The 15766-nt window shown below is 71.1% G+C and carries 19 protein-coding genes; 10 read left to right on the forward strand and 9 right to left on the reverse strand.

Annotated elements, in window-relative coordinates; genetic code table 11:
* Positions 1-44 precede the first annotated feature (44 nt).
* Entirely contained in the window at positions 45-617 is a 573-nt protein-coding gene (locus tag ACFYYW_RS45670; RefSeq protein ID WP_387659996.1) for a TetR/AcrR family transcriptional regulator, read from the forward strand.
* On the opposite strand, the gene ACFYYW_RS45675 is transcribed toward ACFYYW_RS45670, so the two are convergent.
* A complete protein-coding gene (locus ACFYYW_RS45675; RefSeq protein ID WP_387659999.1) occupies positions 607-1368 on the reverse strand; it encodes an SDR family oxidoreductase in 762 nt (253 codons plus the stop codon). The two genes, ACFYYW_RS45670 and ACFYYW_RS45675, sit on opposite strands and share 11 nt — an antisense overlap.
* Before the next feature lie 24 nt (positions 1369-1392).
* On the reverse strand, positions 1393-2247 hold the full coding sequence (locus ACFYYW_RS45680; protein WP_387660073.1) for an RNA polymerase sigma-70 factor: 855 nt from the start codon (positions 2245-2247) through the stop codon (positions 1393-1395).
* Positions 2248-2369: 122 nt separating this feature from the next.
* On the opposite strand from ACFYYW_RS45680, the gene ACFYYW_RS45685 reads away from it, so the two are divergent.
* Together ACFYYW_RS45685 and ACFYYW_RS45690 are read left to right on the forward strand one after the other, a co-directional pair.
* Positions 2370-3047, forward strand: coding sequence for a ThuA domain-containing protein (locus tag ACFYYW_RS45685; protein ID WP_352319961.1), 678 nt, complete (start codon positions 2370-2372; stop codon positions 3045-3047).
* A gap of 51 nt (positions 3048-3098) precedes the next feature.
* Complete coding sequence (locus ACFYYW_RS45690; protein WP_387660002.1) at positions 3099-3986, forward strand: hypothetical protein; 888 nt, start codon at positions 3099-3101, stop codon at positions 3984-3986.
* 37 nt (positions 3987-4023) lie between these two features.
* Here ACFYYW_RS45690 and ACFYYW_RS45695 read toward each other — a convergent pair whose 3' ends face one another.
* Both ACFYYW_RS45695 and ACFYYW_RS45700 read right to left on the reverse strand, forming a co-directional pair.
* On the reverse strand, positions 4024-4662 hold the full coding sequence (locus ACFYYW_RS45695; protein ID WP_387660005.1) for a MerR family transcriptional regulator: 639 nt from the start codon (positions 4660-4662) through the stop codon (positions 4024-4026).
* Between the two features lie 15 nt (positions 4663-4677).
* Positions 4678-5526 (reverse strand): LysR family transcriptional regulator, encoded by an 849-nt coding sequence (locus ACFYYW_RS45700; RefSeq protein ID WP_387660008.1) that lies wholly within the window; start codon positions 5524-5526, stop codon positions 4678-4680.
* 257 nt (positions 5527-5783) lie between these two features.
* Here ACFYYW_RS45700 and ACFYYW_RS45705 point away from each other — a divergent pair, with 257 nt between their 5' ends.
* Entirely contained in the window at positions 5784-6854 is a 1071-nt protein-coding gene (locus ACFYYW_RS45705) for an acetyl-CoA acetyltransferase (RefSeq protein ID WP_387660011.1), read from the forward strand.
* Positions 6855-6882: 28 nt separating this feature from the next.
* Here the strand turns inward: ACFYYW_RS45705 and ACFYYW_RS45710 are convergent, their stop codons facing one another.
* Positions 6883-7833 carry a BadF/BadG/BcrA/BcrD ATPase family protein gene (locus tag ACFYYW_RS45710; protein WP_352319952.1) on the reverse strand — a complete coding sequence of 317 codons (951 nt, stop codon included), beginning with the start codon at positions 7831-7833 and terminating at the stop codon, positions 6883-6885.
* A 79-nt stretch (positions 7834-7912) separates the two neighbouring features.
* Between ACFYYW_RS45710 and ACFYYW_RS45715 the strand changes: the two genes are divergently transcribed.
* From ACFYYW_RS45715 to ACFYYW_RS45735, 5 genes are read left to right on the forward strand one after another with little or no spacing between them, the layout of a single operon-like run.
* The gene (locus ACFYYW_RS45715) at positions 7913-8782 is read left to right on the forward strand and encodes a MurR/RpiR family transcriptional regulator (protein ID WP_352319951.1); all 870 of its coding nucleotides are present in this window, start codon (positions 7913-7915) and stop codon (positions 8780-8782) included.
* 1 nt (position 8783) lies between these two features.
* Positions 8784-9518, forward strand: coding sequence for an SIS domain-containing protein (locus tag ACFYYW_RS45720; protein ID WP_352319949.1), 735 nt, complete (start codon positions 8784-8786; stop codon positions 9516-9518).
* Between the two features lie 17 nt (positions 9519-9535).
* Positions 9536-10948: an N-acetylglucosamine/diacetylchitobiose ABC transporter substrate-binding protein gene (ngcE, locus tag ACFYYW_RS45725; RefSeq protein ID WP_387660014.1), complete on the forward strand. Its 1413-nt coding sequence runs from the start codon at positions 9536-9538 to the stop codon at positions 10946-10948.
* Positions 10948-11859, forward strand: a complete 912-nt coding sequence (locus ACFYYW_RS45730) for a carbohydrate ABC transporter permease (protein ID WP_387660017.1) — start codon at positions 10948-10950, stop codon at positions 11857-11859. The genes ngcE and ACFYYW_RS45730 overlap by 1 nt, the downstream gene beginning before the upstream one ends.
* Positions 11860-12777 (forward strand): carbohydrate ABC transporter permease, encoded by a 918-nt coding sequence (locus ACFYYW_RS45735; RefSeq protein ID WP_352319944.1) that lies wholly within the window; start codon positions 11860-11862, stop codon positions 12775-12777. It begins immediately after the preceding gene.
* Positions 12778-13028: 251 nt separating this feature from the next.
* Here the strand turns inward: ACFYYW_RS45735 and ACFYYW_RS45740 are convergent, their stop codons facing one another.
* Entirely contained in the window at positions 13029-13496 is a 468-nt protein-coding gene (locus tag ACFYYW_RS45740) for an NUDIX hydrolase (protein ID WP_387660020.1), read from the reverse strand.
* Between the two features lie 645 nt (positions 13497-14141).
* On the opposite strand from ACFYYW_RS45740, the gene ACFYYW_RS45745 reads away from it, so the two are divergent.
* Complete coding sequence (locus ACFYYW_RS45745) at positions 14142-14429, forward strand: hypothetical protein (RefSeq protein ID WP_387660023.1); 288 nt, start codon at positions 14142-14144, stop codon at positions 14427-14429.
* An 85-nt stretch (positions 14430-14514) separates the two neighbouring features.
* On the opposite strand, the gene ACFYYW_RS45750 is transcribed toward ACFYYW_RS45745, so the two are convergent.
* The 3 genes from ACFYYW_RS45750 to ACFYYW_RS45760 form a co-directional block, all read right to left on the reverse strand.
* Positions 14515-14931: a type II toxin-antitoxin system VapC family toxin gene (locus tag ACFYYW_RS45750; protein WP_387660026.1), complete on the reverse strand. Its 417-nt coding sequence runs from the start codon at positions 14929-14931 to the stop codon at positions 14515-14517.
* Entirely contained in the window at positions 14928-15134 is a 207-nt protein-coding gene (locus tag ACFYYW_RS45755) for a hypothetical protein (protein WP_387660029.1), read from the reverse strand. Before ACFYYW_RS45755 ends, ACFYYW_RS45750 begins: the two co-directional genes overlap by 4 nt.
* A 144-nt stretch (positions 15135-15278) precedes the next feature.
* The gene (locus tag ACFYYW_RS45760; protein ID WP_387660032.1) at positions 15279-15755 is read right to left on the reverse strand and encodes a MarR family winged helix-turn-helix transcriptional regulator; all 477 of its coding nucleotides are present in this window, start codon (positions 15753-15755) and stop codon (positions 15279-15281) included.
* Positions 15756-15766: the final 11 nt, after the last annotated feature.

Here is a 15766-nt window from a genome sequence, read left to right on the forward strand (position 1 = left end):
CATGCACGCGTGGGTTGGTGAGCACTCGCTCATATCATGGGCGGATGAGCACCCGTGAGCGCATCCTCGACGCCGCCGAGCAGGCCATTCGGGAGTTCGGCATCTCGGGTGCGACCACGCGGCGCATCGCCCAGGCGGCCGGCTGCTCCGAGGCGCTGCTCTACAAGCACTTCGCCGGCAAGGAGCAGATGTTCCTCGCGGTCCTGCTCGAACGGCTGCCCGCGCTGGCGCCCGCGCTGGCCCGGCTGCGGCTGAGCACGGGCGAGGGCGACCTGGCCGACAACCTCACCCGCTTCACCCTGGCGGCGCTGGAGTTCTACACCGAGGCCGCCACCATCGCCTCCGGCATGCTGGCCGACCCCTCGCTGCTGGCCCGGTTCAAGCACATGCTCGCCACCACCGGCACCGGCCCCCACCTGCCGATCGGGGCCCTGGCCGAGATCCTCGACGCCGAACGGGCCGCGGGCCGCACCGACCCCGGCCTCGACCCCGGCGCGGCGGCCGCCCTGCTGATGGGCGCCTGCTTCCACCGGGCCAACCTGTCCTACTTCGTCGACCCGGCCGACAAGGACGAGGAGTGGGCGGCCGGCGTCGTCGCCACCCTGCTCAGGCGATGACCCGGCCCGCGCCGCCGTCGACCAGCATCGAGACGCCGTTCACGTACGAGGCCCGCTCGCTGGCCAGGAACGCGATGACGTCCCCCACCTCCTCGGCCTGACCGACCCGCCCGACCGGCACGGCCCGGCCGCGCTCCTCGACCACGTCGTCGCCGCCCGACATGCCGCGCAGGCGTTCGGTGTCGATCGCCCCCGGCAGCACGTTGTTGACCAGCACGCCGTCGCCGCCCACCTCGCGGGCCAGCGTGCGCACCAGCCCGGCGACGGCCGGGCGCATGGCGTTGGACAGCGCCAGCCCGTCGATCGCCTCGCGGACGGACGAGCTGGTGACGGTGACGATCCGGCCCCACCCCCGCGAGCGCATCTCCGGCAGCACCGCCTGGATCAGCCGGACGGTGCCGAGCAGGTTGCGCTGCACCGCGACGTCCCAGTCTTCGCGGCCGACCTCGTCGAAGCGGCCGGTGGGCGGGCCGCCCGCGTTGGCCACCAGGATGTCGACCGGGCCGAGCACGTCGCGCGTCTCGTCGGCCACCCGCTGAGCCGCCGCCGGGTCCTCCACGTCGGCCAGCACGGCGTGCACCACGTGGCCGAACTGCTGCAGCTCCACCACCGCGTCCGCGAGCCGCTCGGGGTTGCGCGCGCTGACGCACACGTCGCAGCCCTCGCGCGCGAGGCTCTTGGCGGCGGCCAGGCCGATGCCCGCGCTGCCGCCGGTGACCAGGGCGACCTTGCCCGAGATGCCGAGATCCATAAGGCGACTATAGTGACGGGCCGATCACTCCGGCCGCACCCGGGTCAGCTTGTCGGGGTTGAGCACGCCGTAAAGCCCCTGGATGCGGCCGTCGCGCACGTCCAGGGCGATGAGCTGGTCGGTCCCGGCCACGTGCGTCCACAGGGCGGGGCGGCCGTTGGCCTCGACGAGGTGCGCCTGGCTGAAGTCGTAGCGGGCCAGCAGGCCGCCGATGAAGGCGCTGACCTTGCGCCGGCCCAGGATCGGCCGCAGGGCGGCGCGGACCTTGCCGCCGCCGTCGTTCCACATGACGACGTCCTCGTGCAGCAGCTCGGTCAGCGCGTCGAGGTCGCCGCCGCCGGCCGCCTCCATGAACTTCGTCAGCAGCCTGGCATGGTCCTCGTTCGTCGGCGTGAACCGGTCGCGGCCCTGCGACACCCGGACCGAGGCGCGGTGGTGCATCTGCCGGGCGTTGGCCACCGACGAGCCGACGATCTCGGCGATCTCGTCGTACGGCAGCTCGAACGCCTCCCGCAGCACGAACACCGCCCGCTCCGGCGGCGACAGCTTCTCCATCAGGTGCAGGGTGGCGAAGGAGACGGTGTCGCGCAGCTCGGCGGTGTCCAGCGGCCCGGCCTCGCCCGTCGCGACCGGCTCGGGCAGCCACGGCCCGGTGTAGGCCTCCCGCCGCACCCGGGCCGAGCGCAGCTGGTCGAGGGCCAGCCGCGAGACCACGGTCAGCAGGAACGCGCGGGGCTCCCTGATCTGGCTCCGGTCGGCGCCCTCCCAGCGCAGCCAGGCCTCCTGCACGACGTCCTCGGCGTCCCACATGCTGCCGAGCAGGCGGTAGGCCAGTCCCAGCAACATCGGGCGGTATTCCTCGAAGTCCACGTCCGGCATCATGCCCTGTCGCCCGGCCGGGCGGGTCAGCGGGGCGGCTCGGCGGGGTGGTTCGGGTGGGCGGCTCGGGTGGGCGGCTCGGGTGGGTGGTCAAGGCGGGCCGGGCGTGATGGGCTGGGGGCGTGGCGAGAAATCTGATCCTGTCAGGAGGGCTCTTCCACGACTTCGCCGCCACGTCGGCCGCGCTCGCCGACGTGCTGGGCGAGGTCGGGGTCGAGTCCGAGATCACCGAGGACATCGCGGGCGCGCTGAGCGAGCCGCCGGAGGTGCAGCTCATCACGGTCAACGCGCTGCGCTGGCAGATGGGCCAGGACCGCTTCGCCGACCTGCGCGGCGAATGGCGCTTCGCGCTGCCCGCCCAGGCCCGCACCACGCTGCTCGACCACCTCGACCGGGGCGGCGGCCTGTTGTGCGTGCACACGGCCGCGGTCTGCTTCGACGACTGGCAGGGCTGGCCGCGGGTGCTCGGCGGCTGCTGGAACTGGCCCAAGTCCCACCATCCGCCCCTGGGTTGGACCGGCGTGCGGGTGCACGGCGCCGCCCACCCCATCGTGGCGGGCCTGCGCGACTTCGACCTGGTGGACGAGGTCTACAGCGACCTCGACGTGCTGCCGGACGTGCGCCCCCTGGCCTCCGCGAACGGCCAGCCGCTGGTGTGGGCGCGTCCGGTGCGCCGCGGCCGGGTGGTCTACGACGCGCTGGGGCACGACACCAGGTCCTACGACAACGAGATCCACCGGACCCTGCTCCAGCGGGCCGCGTTGTGGCTGCTGAAACGGCCGGTGAGCGATACCGGGTGACATGTCCGGTTCGGACAAGACCCGAGCTCGCGCGGCGGGCACGATGGCCCTATGAACGTCAATCTCTCGGCGGTCGCCGGGTTCCTGGCCACGCACGCGCGGGTCCTGGACCGGCGCCGCTTCCACTTGCTCATGGGGGAGACCGGCCCGGCCTCCGTGCTCGGCGCCCTCGACGCCTACCGCAACCCCGACGGCGGCTACGGCTGGGGCCTGGAGCCCGACCTGCGCTCGCCGGAGAGCCAGCCGGGCGCGGCGCTGCACGCCTTCGAGGTGCTGGAGGAGATCGGCCCCGACACCGCGCCGCAGGCCGTCGCGCTGTGCGACTGGCTGGAGTCGGTGACGATGCCCGACGGCGGGCTGCCGTTCGCGCTGCCGCTCACCCTGACCAAGGGCACCGCGCCCTGGTGGGCGGGCGCGGACACGAGCACCTCGTCGCTGCAGATCACGGCCATCTCCGCGGCGGCGGCCCACGGCGTGGCCGCCCACGACCCGGCCGTGGCCGCGCATCCGTGGCTGGAGCGGGCCACCCGCTACTGCCTCGACGCGATCCAGGCGCTGGACGAACGGCCGCACGCCTACGTGCTCTCCTTCGCCGTGCGCTTCCTGGACGCCGTCCACGGGACGCGGCCCGAGGCGGCCGGGCTGCTCAAGCGGCTGGCCGCGCACATCCCCGAGGACGGACGGGTGCCCGTGGAGGGCGGCACGGCGGAGGAGCGGCTGAACCCCCTCGACTTCGCGCCCTACCCCGGACGGCCGGCGCGCGAGCTGTTCGCGCCCGAGGTGATCGCCGCCGACCTCGACCGGCTGGCCGGGACGCAGCAGGAGGACGGCGGCTGGGTCGTGGACTACGCGCGGATCTCGCCCGCCGGCGCGCTCGAATGGCGGGGCGCGGCCACCGTACGGGCCGTCGAGATCCTGCGCCGCAACGGCGTGCTCTGACCGGCTCTTACCGGCCCTGACCGGCCCTGACCGGCTCTTACCGGCCCGACCGCTGGCGCTGCCCCACCCGGCGGGCCGACTCCGACTCCTGGGCCATGCGGCGCAGCGTGTCGAACGCCTTGCCGTACAGGACGGTGCCCAGCACCAGGGCCTCCACGGCGGCGTCGCGCGGCCCGTCGAAGGGGATGGTGTCCATCTCGACCTCGGTCACCAGCTTCCTGGCGGCCTCGACGTACGGCGCGAGGTCGACGCGCAGGCCGAGCTGGCGCATGCGGACCACCGTCTGCGCCAGCTCGTCGCGGGTGGGGGCGTCCTCGACGACGGTCCAGCCCAGCTCGTCGATCAGCCGGTCGACCTCGGCCCTGGCGGTTCGCCACTCCTCGTCCTGCTCGGGCTCGACGACCGGGCCGAGCGCGTAGTGGGCGATCCCCAGCATGCGGTGGATGGGCAGCGTCTCGTCGTCGACGGCGGCGATGACCTGCTTGATGGCGGCCACGGGGAGCCTGCCCACCTCCAGCAGGGCCCGGATCAGGCGCAGCCTGCGCAGATGGGACTCGTCGTACTCCGCGCGGGTCGCGGCGGTCTGCTCGCCCGGGTGCAGCATGCCCTCACGCAGGTAGTACTTGATCGTGGGGATGGCGACATCGGATCGGGCGCTCAGTTCTGAGATGCGCATCGATAGATAATAGCGCTATCCAGATCGGGCGACGTGCCGGGCCGCGCTCACCACCTCGTGCACGTCGGCCTGCCGGTTCCACAGGAAGACCGCCTCCAGCGGCGGCACGTCCTCCTTGATGGGCACGAAGGCGAGCGCGTCGGGCACGGTGCTGCCCTCGTGGACGCACAGGCTGTAGCCGGCCCCCGCGGCCACCATGTCGATCACCAGGTCATGGGTGGCGGCGGCCGGGCCCAGCCGGGGATGCAGCCGATGCCGGACGAACCCCTCCAGGAACCGCCGGGCCCCGGCGACCGCGTCCGACTCCGGCATGATCAGCGGCTCGCCGGCCAGGTCCGCCAGTGACAGCGCCTCCCGCCCGGCCAGGTGGTGGTCGCGCGGGAGCAGCGCGCGGACCGGGAAACGATGGACGAGCATGCGGGCCACGCCCCTCGGCAGCGAGCCGGGGGCGTAACCGAGGCCGGCCTGCAACGTGCCGTCGGCGATGGAGATCAACTGCTCGGCCGTGCTCATCGGCGCGATCCGCACCGGCACGTTCTGGAGCTGGGCGAGCAGCCGGGCGGCCACGTCGGCCAGCCCGTCGGCCACGCCCAGGCGGGCGGTGCGGCCCTTGCCGCGCGCGGCGGCCACGGCCCGTTCGTAGGCGTCGAGCGCGACCGTGGCCTGGGCCAGGAACGCCTCGCCCGCCTCGGTGAGCCGCACACCGCTGGACGAACGGCTGAACAGCTCGACGCCTATCTCCTTCTCCAGCGCCCTGAGCTGCTCCGACAGGGTGGGCTGCGCGATGTGCAGCGCGGTCGCGGCGCGGCGGAGGCTGCCGGCGCGCGCGATCGCCATCGCGTATCTGACGTAGCGCAGATCCATCTCTCACCTCGGGGTGATGATGATGGGCTATCGGCTGATCACCTCTCCGTATTACAAGACGGGGCAGCCCGCGTGAAGACATCCAGTCACGGCTCATGCCTTCCCGCTGCTCAGGACCTCGCCCGACCTGGCGGCGAACACCTTCGGACGGAAGACGCCGCCGTTGCGGCCGCCCGGAAACACCGCGTTCGGCGCGCCGGGAGCCTCGGCCGTCCGTGTGCCGAGCAAGCGCTTGTCTCGGCGTGTTATCGTGCGGGATGCAGTCCTTCGCCGGGTGCGCGGCCGTGGCCGGGATCGGGATGACCGCGCTGACCAGGCAGTCCGGGCGCACCGAGCTGGAGCTGGCCGCCGAGGCGTGCCGGGCCGCCTGCGCGGACGCCGGGATCACACCCGGCGAGGTCGACGGGCTGCTCAGCTACCACATGAACGACTCGGCGCCGGTCGTCCAGGTCGCCCGCGCGCTGGGGATCGAGCGGCTGCGCTGGCACAATGACATCTCCGGCGGCGGCACGCAGGCCGCGTCCGTGCTGGGGGACGCGGCCATGCTGATCCACGCCGGCCTGGCCAGGAACGTCCTGGTCTTCCGGGCGCTCAACGGGCGGTCCGGCACGCGGATGAACACCGCCTCCACCGGCCCCCTGGAACGCCACACCTACGGTTTGGCGGGGCCGATCCCGCTGTTCGCCATGGCCGCCACCCGCTACCTGTACGACACCGGGCTCACCGCCGAGCACCTGCACGCCGTGGTCGGCCAGTCCAGGTGCAACGCCGCCGCCAACCCGCGCGCCCTGCGCCGCGAGCCCCTGGACCTGGCCGCCTACCTGGCCAAACCGTACGTCTGCACGCCGCTGCGCACCGCCGACTGCTGCCTGGAGACCGACGGCGCGTGCGCGCTGCTGGTGAGCGGCGTCCTGGACGGCCCGCGCATCCGGGCGGTCGTCCGCGGGGGAGGGCCCGGCTGCTCCTCCATGGACCGCTCGCCGGACGTGACGGCCGTCTTCTCCGAGCACGTCGCGCCGATGTTGTGGGCGGCGTCCGGGATGCGGCCCTCGGACGTCCGGGCGGCGCTGCTCTACGACGCCTACTCCTGGCTGGTGCCCCGGCAACTGGAGGACTTCGGGCTGGTGACAAGGGAGGACCTGGGGGCGTACCTGCTGGAACGGCGGCACGCGTGGGTGAACCCGCACGGCGGCCTGCTGTCGGAGGGGTACGTGCACGGGCTCAACAACGTGGCCCAGGCGGTGCGGGAACTGCGCGCCGGGCACGAGACCGCCCTGGTGACCGGCTTCGGCGGCAGCTACGGCAGCGCGGCCCTGCTCACCCGTTGAACGTCAGGGAATGAGCGCGAACTGAACGTCAGGGAGTGAGCGTGAACGCCGCGTGCGAGCTCCGGCCGTCGTCGCCGGGCAGCACGCCGCGGGCCGCCAGCCAGGCCGCCGCGCCCGCCGCGTCGCGCGCCGTGCGCACCCGCTCGCCGGACAGCCGCGCCAGCACGGCCCGGCGCACCGGCCCCTCGCTGGTCAGCACGCTGCCCGCAAGCACGACGTCGCCCGACACGTGCACCCTGCGCAGGGTGGCCACCAGACGGTCGGCGGCCTCCTCGGCGACCTTGAGCGCCATCGGGTCACCGGCCTCGGCCGCCCGGCTGACCAGGGCGGACAGCGCGGCCAGGCGCATGTGGTGGGCCTGCGCGAGCCGGACGAACCGGTCGGCGACCGCCCGCGGCGACCCCGGACGCTCCTCGCCCAGGAAGTGCTCGACGACGAGCGCGACCAGGCTGCCCGGCTCGCCCGTCGCGCCCCGGTCGAGGGCGGAGACCACGGCCTTGGCGGCGGCGCGGCCGATCCAGAAGCCCGAGCCCTCGTCGCCCAGCAGCCAGCCGAGCCCGTCGGCGATCGTGTCGATGCGATGGCCGGCGACCCTGGCCGCGACCGCGCCCGTGCCCGACAGCAGCAGCGAGCCGTCGGGCTCGGCGGTGCCGGCGGCGTAGGCCACCGCCACGTCCCGCTCGATCAGCGGGCCCGCCTCGATGCCGTGGCCGGCCCAGACCCGGGCCAGCTCGGGGACCAGCGTGTCGACCTGGCCCGCGACCCCGGCCAGCGAGGCCACGACCTGGCCGCCGTCGTGCGACCCCAGCGCCTGCCCGAGCGCCGTGCCGATCGCCGCCACCGCCTTGTCCAGACCGTGCGCCGAGGGGTTGCCGGCGCCCGCCCGCGCGTAGCCGACGCGGGTGCCGTCGAGGGTGTGGACGGAGACGCGCGTCGAGGTGGCTCCCGCGTCGACACCGACCACCAGCGATTTGGTCACGGTCAAATTCTGGGGGTTGACGTGACCGGGAAGCAAGAATAATTTTCGCCAGAAGACCGAGTATTCGGAAGGAATATTCGTGACTTCAGGAGCCCTCGGGCGCGTCGAAACAGAACTGCCCGGCCTGCCGGAGGCGTTGCGCCGGGTCGGCGAGGTGATACTCGGCGACCCCGCCGAGGCCGCCCGGTCGACCATCATCGCGCTGGCCGAACGGGCGGGCAGCTCGCCCGCCACCGTGACGAGGTTCTGCCGGGCGTTCGGCTTCTCCGGCTACGCCGAGCTGCGGGTCGCCCTCGCCACGGAGACCGGCAGGGCCGCCCAGGCCGGCTGGGGCGCGGGCGTCGGGCACGAGATCGGCCCCGACGACCCGCTCGACTCGGCGATCGAGGTGATGGCCGCCGCCGACGCCAGGCTCATCCAGGACACCGCCGCCCAACTCGACCTCGCGATGGTCGCCCAGGTCGCCGACGCCGTCGTCAGGGCCCGCCGGGTGCTGCTGATCGGCGTCTCCACCAGCGGGAACGTCGCCACCATGCTCGAAGGCAGGCTGCGCCGCATCGGCATCCCGTGCTGGAGCGCCGGCGACGCGCACGTGGCGCTGTCGGAGGCGGCGCTGCTCGGCGCGGACGACGTCGCCATCGGCATCAGCCACCGGGGCCGCACCCGCGAGGTCATGGAGGCGCTGGCCGAGGCGGGCAGCCACGGCGCCACGACGGTCGCCGTCACCTCCTTCGCCCGCTCGCCGCTGGCCGAGCTGGCCGGCCTGGTGCTGACCACGGCCAGCAGGGAGACCACGTTCCGGCTGGGCGGGCTGGCGGCCGTGCACTCGCAGCTCTTCGTGCTCGACGCCGTCTACGTGGCGGTCGCGCAGCGCACGTACGAGCGCACCAACGAGGCGTTCGAGCTGACGATCAGCGCGGTGGAGAGCCACCGCGTGGAGAGAGGCTGACATGCGGTACGCGTCCAAGGCCCTCGCCCTCGCCGGGCAGGTCGCCGAGAGCCAGGCGGAGCCGGTGCGCCGGGCCGCCGCCCTGATCGTCGCCGCGCTGCGCGCCGGCGGGGTGGTCAACGCGTTCGGATCGGGGCACTCCGAGGCCATCGCCATGGAGATCGCCGGACGGGCCGGCGGCCTCGTGCCCAGCAACCGCCTCTCCCCGCGCGACCTCGTCCTGTACGGCGGCCGGCCGCCGAGCGTGCTCACCCCGGAGCTGGAACGCGACCCGGCCGTCGCCCACGAGATCTACGACCTGGCCCCCGTCGAGCCGCAGGACGTGTTCGTCCTGATCTCCAGCTCCGGCGTGAACGGCACGGTCGTGGAGCTGGCCACGCTGGTCAAGGAGCGCGGCCACCCGCTCGTCGCGATCACCTCGGTCGCGCACAGCACGCGCATGACCTCGCGCCATCCCTCGGGCGGCAAGCTCATGGACCTGGCCGACGTCGTGCTCGACAACGGCTCCCCGTACGGGGACGCCGTCCTCGACCTGCCGGACGGCGGCACGTACGGCGCGGTCTCCACGATCACCTCGGCGCTGCTCGCGCAGATGGTGGTCACCGAGGCGGTGGAGGAGCTCGTCGCCCTGGGCGAGCGGCCCCCCGTCTACCTGTCGGTCAACGTGACCGGCGGCGACGAGCACAACAAGGCCCTGGAGAGCCGGTACGCAGGGCGAATACGACGAGGATCATGAACAGCTAGGAGCCATCAATGCCTGACACCCCCCATATCAGCCGTCGTCAACTCCTGCGCGGCGCGGCCCTCGTCCCCGTCGCGGGGGCGCTGGCCGCCTGCGCCACCCCGGCCGCCAAGCCCACGGCCACCGCCTCCTCCGCGCCGGTGGCGACCAGCGCGGCCAACCCGTTCGGCGTCGCGGACGGCAAGCCCCTGGAGGTGTGGATCTTCGACGGCGGCTTCGGCCAGGACTACGCCAAGAACATCCACGAGCCCCTGTTCAAGACGAAGTACCCGAAGAGCGAGATCAAGCACAACGCCACCAAGGAGATCACCAAGGTCCTGCAGCCGCGGTTCGCCGGCGGCAACCCGCCGGAGGTCATCGACAACTCCGGCGCCAACTTCATGGACTTCGGCGCCCTGTCCCAGGACGGCCAGCTCCAGGACCTCACCGCCCTGCTCGACGCGCCGAGCTGGGACGACCCCGCCGTCAAGGTCAGGGACACCATCGACCAGTCGGTCATCGACATCGGCACCTACGACGGCAAGTTCAGCGTGCTGGGTTACGTGAACTACATCCACGGCATCTGGTACTCACAGAAGGTGTTCAGGGACAACGGCTGGGAGATCCCCAAGACCTGGGACGAGTTCGTCAAGCTCTGCGAGACGATCAAGAAGTCCGGCAAGATGGCGCCCTTCACGTACGCGGGCAAGTTCCCCCAGTACCTGTACGAGCCGCTGCTGACCATGGCCGCCAAGATCGGCGGCAACGAGGTGCTGGTCAACATCGACAACCTGGAGGACGGCGCCTGGACCACCGAGGCCATGAAGACCGCCGCCACGGCCTGGGCCGAGGTGGGCGCCAAGTTCCTCATGGAGGGCACGACCGGCCTCGACCACGTGCAGACCCAGACGGCCCAGAACAAGTACAAGGTGGCCATGCTGCCGTCCGGGTCGTGGCTGGAGAACGAGCAGAAGAGCACCACCCCGCCCGACTTCGAGTACGGCATGTTCCCGATCCCCGACGTCACCGGCTCCGACAAGATGCCGTACGGCACCCTGCACACCCAGCCCGGCGAGAACTTCATGGTCTCGGCCAGGAGCGCCAACCCGCAGGGCGGCATCGAGTACCTGCGCGGCATGTTGTCGAAGAAGGCGGCCGGCGACTTCAGCGAGATGGTCAAGACGGTGACCGCGGTCAAGGGCGCGACCGAGGGCCGGACGATCTCGCCCGGCGTCACCAGCGCCTCCAAGGCCGTCGCCGACGCGGGCGCCAACACCGTCTACTACCGCTGGTACACCTGGTACGGCCAGCTCAAGGACGAGGGCATCGCCGCCACCGGCGAGCTGATGTCCGGCGGCCTGACGCCGGAGAAGTACCTGGAGCGCATGCAGAAGAAGGCCGACGAGATCAAGAACGACTCCTCGATCAAGAAGTACAAGCGCTGATGTTGTTCAACAGGTATCGCCGCGGGCTGTTCATCACCGCGTTCCTGGCAGCCCCGGTGATCCTCTACCTCGCCTACGTGATCTCGCCGCTGATCCAGGCGTTCCGCATCGCGATGACCGACTGGCGCGGCGTGACGGCCACGCCGAACTTCATCGGGCTGGACAACTTCGTCCGGCTGTTCAAGGACGGCGTCTTCTGGAAGGCCGTCAGCCACAACGCCATGCTGCTCGTGCTGCTGCCGCTGCTCACGATCGTCATCGCGCTGTTCTTCGCCTTCCTGCTCAACGTGGGCGGGCGCAAGGGCTCCTCGGGCATCGCGGGCTCGAAGTTCTACCGGGTGGTGTTCTTCTTCCCGCAGGTCCTGGCCGTGGCCGTGGTGGGCGTGCTGTTCCAGCAGGTGTTCCGGCCCGACGGCAGCGGCATGCTGAACGGGCCCCTGATCGCGCTCGGCGCCAAGCCGGTCGGCTTCCTGTCCGACCCCGGCGTGGCCTTCTGGTCGGTGCTCGGCGTGCTGGTCTGGCAGGCGGTCGGCTTCTACGTCGTGCTGTTCTCGGCCGGGCTGGCCTCCATCCCGCGCGACATGTTCGAGGCGGCGCAGATCGACGGCGCGGGCCGGTTCAGCCTGTTCTTCCGCATCACGCTGCCGCTGCTCTGGGACACCATCCAGGTGGCCTGGGTCTACCTCGGCATCCTCGCGCTCGACGCGTTCGCGATCGTGTGGGTGATGACCGACCAGCACGGCGGCCCCGACTGGTCGACCACCGTCATGGCCGCCGAGATCTACCGCAACGCCTTCCAGTACTTCCGCTTCGGCTACGCCTCGGCCCTCGGCGTCATGATGTTCTTCTTCACCGTCGGCTTCGCCATCCTCTCGCTGCGCCTGTCACGCCGCGAACGAATCGAGTACTAGATGACAACGACGACCACATGGACGGTGGCGAACTCCCGCAAACTGGCCCGCCAGGAGCGCCGGCGACGGCTCGGGCCGATGGCCCTGCTCTCCCACGTCGCGCTCCTGGTGTGGACGGTGCTCGTCGTGGTGCCGATCCTGTGGACCTTCCTGGCCTCGGTGAAGAGCGAGGACGAGATCTTCGGCGAGGCGTGGGGGCTGCCGGCCAGGCTCAACTGGGACAACTTCGCCCGCGCCTGGGAACAGGCGCACATCGGGCAGTACATGCTCAACAGCGTCATCGTCGTCACCTTCAGCGTGGCCGGGACGATGCTGCTCGGCTCGATGGCCGCGTACGTGCTGGCCCGGTACCCCTTCCGCGCCAACCGGCCGATCTACTTCCTGTTCGTGTCCGGGCTGGCCTTCCCGGTGTACCTGAAGCTGACGCCGCTGTTCTTCGTCGTGCAGAACATGGGGGCGGTGCCGGTGGTGGGGCCGTACATCGGGCTGAACACGCACGCGGGGCTGGTGCTGGTCTACATCGCGTACTCGATGCCGTTCACGGTGTTCTTCCTGACGGCGTTCTTCCGTACGCTGCCCACGGCGGTGGGGGAGGCGGCCATGGTGGACGGGGCCTCGCACACCCGCGTATTCTTCCAGATCATGTTGCCGATGGCCAGACCGGGCATCATCAGCATCACGATCTTCAATGTGCTCGGGCAGTGGAACCAGTACCAGCTGCCGCTGGTGTTGCTGCAGGATCGGGACAAATGGGTGCTCACGCAGGGGATCGCTGACATCTCCACGTCCGCCGGGTACGACCAGGACTGGTCGGCGCTGTTCGCCGCGCTGACGCTGGCGATCCTGCCGATGCTGGTCGTCTACACGGTGTTCCAGCGCCAGATCCAGTCCGGCCTGACCTCGGGAGCCCTCAAGTAGGGAGGTCGCCTTCGGCCGATGGTCTTCGCCGAGGGGGCGCATCGCGCCTCGGGAGCTCAGGCGGTTCAATGTGAGGCGCCTGGCGGCGCAACCCACGCGCCTGGCGGCGCCATGGTCCGGCCCGCTCACGGCCGGCTACCGGGTTGCTCCTGGGCTCTGCCGGGAGGCCCATCGCAGTCGGCATGGTGTCGCCCTGGGCGGGCCCGAACCTCGTTCCGCTTCCACGAGACATCGACGACAACGGATCCAGGTCAATCGATATGCGGATTCCTCTGCTGCAGATAGTCGTTGAGCTGTCGCCACTGGGTCGGATGGATGTCGAGGGTGTGCAGTTCGCCCGGCTCGACCCAGCGCACGTCGCTCGCCTCGTCGTTGGCCTCCGGACGGCCGCCGACGGGGCGGGCGATCAGCATCACCTCGTACTCCTGGCGGACCTCGCCGTCGGTGTAGGCCACGATGTGGCCAGGGTCGGAGTAGACGCCGAGGAAGCCGGTGGGCTCGACGCGGACGCCGGTCTCCTCTTCCGTCTCCCGTACGGCGCACTGTGAGGGGGTCTCGCCGATCTCCATCTTGCCCATCGGCAACGCCCACTGACCGGTGTCGCGCCGGCGCTGCATGAGGATGCGGCCGGCCTCGTCCACGGTCACCGTGCCGCAGGCCGGCACCAGGCTGTTCGCCTTCGGGGCGTCCGGGTCGTTCCAGTACTCGACTCGTCCCATGGGCGATGCCTCCTCAGACTTCCGCGCCGGACCACGGAACGGCTCCGGTCCAGACTCGCTCGAACGATGACATGTAGTGCTCGGCCATCGTCCCTCCGTCGAGATGAGGGAAGTGGAAGGTCGGATTGGCAGAGGCCGGTTCGCCGTACGCGTGCGGGTTGACCAGGATGTCGTCGTCGTAGCGGAACAGCGAGGCGTACAGAACCAGAGCTCACGAGGCACGCTGGCACGGTCGGGAAAAACCTCCACGAGTTCCGACCGGTTCGCCCTGCCCCGGCGGGCCCCGCTGGTTTCCAGCACGCCGGGCCACAGGTAGGTCTCGTCAGCTGTCAGCAGCTTCGCCGCCGCCCACCTGTGCCGACGGTGCGGAACACGGCCGGTGTTGATCCAGCGTTCGACGGTCTTGGGTTCGACGCCGCAGGTCTCGGCCAGGTCCTCCAGGGCCACACCGTGACGGAGCATTGCTGTGCGTAGGCGCTCGTTCACGCATCCAGTGGACGCGAACGTCCGGGACGTTTCAAGGCCGTCCCGGGACGTTTGCCCGTGCCGCGACACGTCCTGGCAACGGGCTGCGGCGAGGTTGGAAGGTCCGCTTCACCTGGCTTCACTTGGCGTACCGGGACCGGAGTCGCAGGAGGCAGCTGGATGAATCCACAGCGGGAGTCGAGGCAGCTGAACGGTACGGGCCGGGAGCCGGAACTGCGCAGGCCGCAGAACAGCTCCGCGATCACCTTGCGGGAGGTTCTCGGCAGGTTTCCCGGGTGGCGGATCATCGACGTGACCGGCGGCTGGGTCGCGTTCCGCGTGCCTCTCGTGTCCGGTGACAGCGGGCTCTCGAACGTCCGCTGCGGGGCGACCCTGGCGGAACTGGCCGGCAACCTCCAGGCCGAGAGCAGGCTCGACAAGCCGCGCTCACCCGTGACGAGCAACTGAGCGAACGCAAGCCGGCCCGGCAGGCCGTGCATGTCCCGCCGACCCCGAAGCACGTCGTTCCTCAGCGGCGACGTGGTGGCGGTTCTCAGAGTCTTTCTGGCAGGAGGAGCAGCGCATGGGTGTGGTGCGGGCGCACGACCGTGAAGTGTCGGCGATCGAGCGTGGCCACCTCTGGAGTGTTGAGCCGTTCGGCGATCGCTATGACGGAGGCGTCGACCGCGCCCAGAGGCAGGTTCGCATAGGCGGCGACCAACCTGCTCATACGCCGAAGATCCTGCTCGGTGAGATCGACCAGGTTCAGACCTGCCCCGAAGGTCCGCAAGAACGAAGCCTCCGCTGCACTGCCCTGCCGCCTCTCCACCAGCTGACACACCTCGGTGAGCACCGTGGACGGGACGAGCAACGGGCCCGGATGCGTACGCAGGAGGCGTGCACACACCTCATGGTGCCGGTCTTTGCTGTTGAGCGCCGCGACCAACGGGCCTGTGTCATGGACGATCACAAAGGGTGATTGTCCTCCGCCCGCAGGATCTCCTCGGCGCGTTCCGCGAAATCCGGCTCCGCATCGAGCATTCCGATGAACGGCAAGTCCCGTACCGCCTGCTGCTCGTCGAGCTGATCCCGGACCAGACGGAGCAGAGGCGCGACCTTCTCCTCGGGCAGCCGGTCCACCAGGTGATGAAGTTCGTCGCGCATCACGCTCATGCCATCCAGTCTACGAGACATGAGCGTCCTGAGCCTGGGACACCCTTGTCCTGGCAGGGGAAGGTCGTCCCGTCGAGCTCGGGCTCGCTGGAGGTGAGGCCGAGCGGGCAGGCGGCAACAGCCACGCTGACTTGAGCCGCCGGCCTAACCCTGGGTGACGGTTTTGTGGACGTCGCCGAGGAAGCGTTCGATGGTGGCCCGTTCCGCGGGGTCGTACCGGTCCATGAGGGCGACGATCTCCTGGATGAGCGGGCCGAAGAAGCTCCAGCCCAGCGTGACGGCGCTCTCGTCGACCTTCAGCAGCACCCGCCGCCGGTCCCGGATGTCGCGTTCCCGGCGGACGTGGCCGAGCCGTTCCAGACGGTCCACCACCGCCGTGGTGCCCGCGGAGTTGAGGCCGAGGTGCGTGCCCAGCGTTCCCGGGGTGGCGGGGGCGCCGGTGCGGGCGGCGTCGAGCAGGCAGATGAGGGCCCGTACGTCGGTCGGGTGCAGGGCGTGCGCGGCGGCGAACCGCTCGCCCATGCGGTCGAGTTCCACGGTGACGGCGCGCAGCAGATGGACCAGCCGCATCCCCGCGTCCTGATCGTCCACGTTTCCGGCGTGGTCCGGCCGCATCGTCATGCCACCAGTAT

Origin of the sequence: Nonomuraea sp. NPDC001831, from assembly GCF_042892035.1 — a bacterium.
Lineage (GTDB): Bacteria > Actinomycetota > Actinomycetes > Streptosporangiales > Streptosporangiaceae > Nonomuraea.

What these genes read in the sequence shown, in the direction of transcription:
- ACFYYW_RS45670 (WP_387659996.1), top strand. Translation starts at nt 45, where the DNA reads ATGAGCACCCGTGAGCGCATCCTCGACGCCGCCGAGCAGGCCATTCGG.
- ACFYYW_RS45675 (WP_387659999.1), bottom strand. Translation starts at nt 1,368, where the DNA reads ATGGATCTCGGCATCTCGGGCAAGGTCGCCCTGGTCACCGGCGGCAGC.
- ACFYYW_RS45680 (WP_387660073.1), bottom strand. Translation starts at nt 2,247, where the DNA reads ATGCCGGACGTGGACTTCGAGGAATACCGCCCGATGTTGCTGGGACTG.
- ACFYYW_RS45690 (WP_387660002.1), top strand. Translation starts at nt 3,099, where the DNA reads ATGAACGTCAATCTCTCGGCGGTCGCCGGGTTCCTGGCCACGCACGCG.
- ACFYYW_RS45695 (WP_387660005.1), bottom strand. Translation starts at nt 4,662, where the DNA reads ATGCGCATCTCAGAACTGAGCGCCCGATCCGATGTCGCCATCCCCACG.
- ACFYYW_RS45700 (WP_387660008.1), bottom strand. Translation starts at nt 5,526, where the DNA reads ATGGATCTGCGCTACGTCAGATACGCGATGGCGATCGCGCGCGCCGGC.
- ACFYYW_RS45705 (WP_387660011.1), top strand. Translation starts at nt 5,784, where the DNA reads ATGCAGTCCTTCGCCGGGTGCGCGGCCGTGGCCGGGATCGGGATGACC.
- ACFYYW_RS45720 (WP_352319949.1), top strand. Translation starts at nt 8,784, where the DNA reads ATGCGGTACGCGTCCAAGGCCCTCGCCCTCGCCGGGCAGGTCGCCGAG.
- ngcE (WP_387660014.1), top strand. Translation starts at nt 9,536, where the DNA reads ATGCCTGACACCCCCCATATCAGCCGTCGTCAACTCCTGCGCGGCGCG.
- ACFYYW_RS45730 (WP_387660017.1), top strand. Translation starts at nt 10,948, where the DNA reads ATGTTGTTCAACAGGTATCGCCGCGGGCTGTTCATCACCGCGTTCCTG.
- ACFYYW_RS45735 (WP_352319944.1), top strand. Translation starts at nt 11,860, where the DNA reads ATGACAACGACGACCACATGGACGGTGGCGAACTCCCGCAAACTGGCC.
- ACFYYW_RS45740 (WP_387660020.1), bottom strand. Translation starts at nt 13,496, where the DNA reads ATGGGACGAGTCGAGTACTGGAACGACCCGGACGCCCCGAAGGCGAAC.
- ACFYYW_RS45745 (WP_387660023.1), top strand. Translation starts at nt 14,142, where the DNA reads ATGAATCCACAGCGGGAGTCGAGGCAGCTGAACGGTACGGGCCGGGAG.
- ACFYYW_RS45755 (WP_387660029.1), bottom strand. Translation starts at nt 15,134, where the DNA reads ATGAGCGTGATGCGCGACGAACTTCATCACCTGGTGGACCGGCTGCCC.
- ACFYYW_RS45760 (WP_387660032.1), bottom strand. Translation starts at nt 15,755, where the DNA reads ATGACGATGCGGCCGGACCACGCCGGAAACGTGGACGATCAGGACGCG.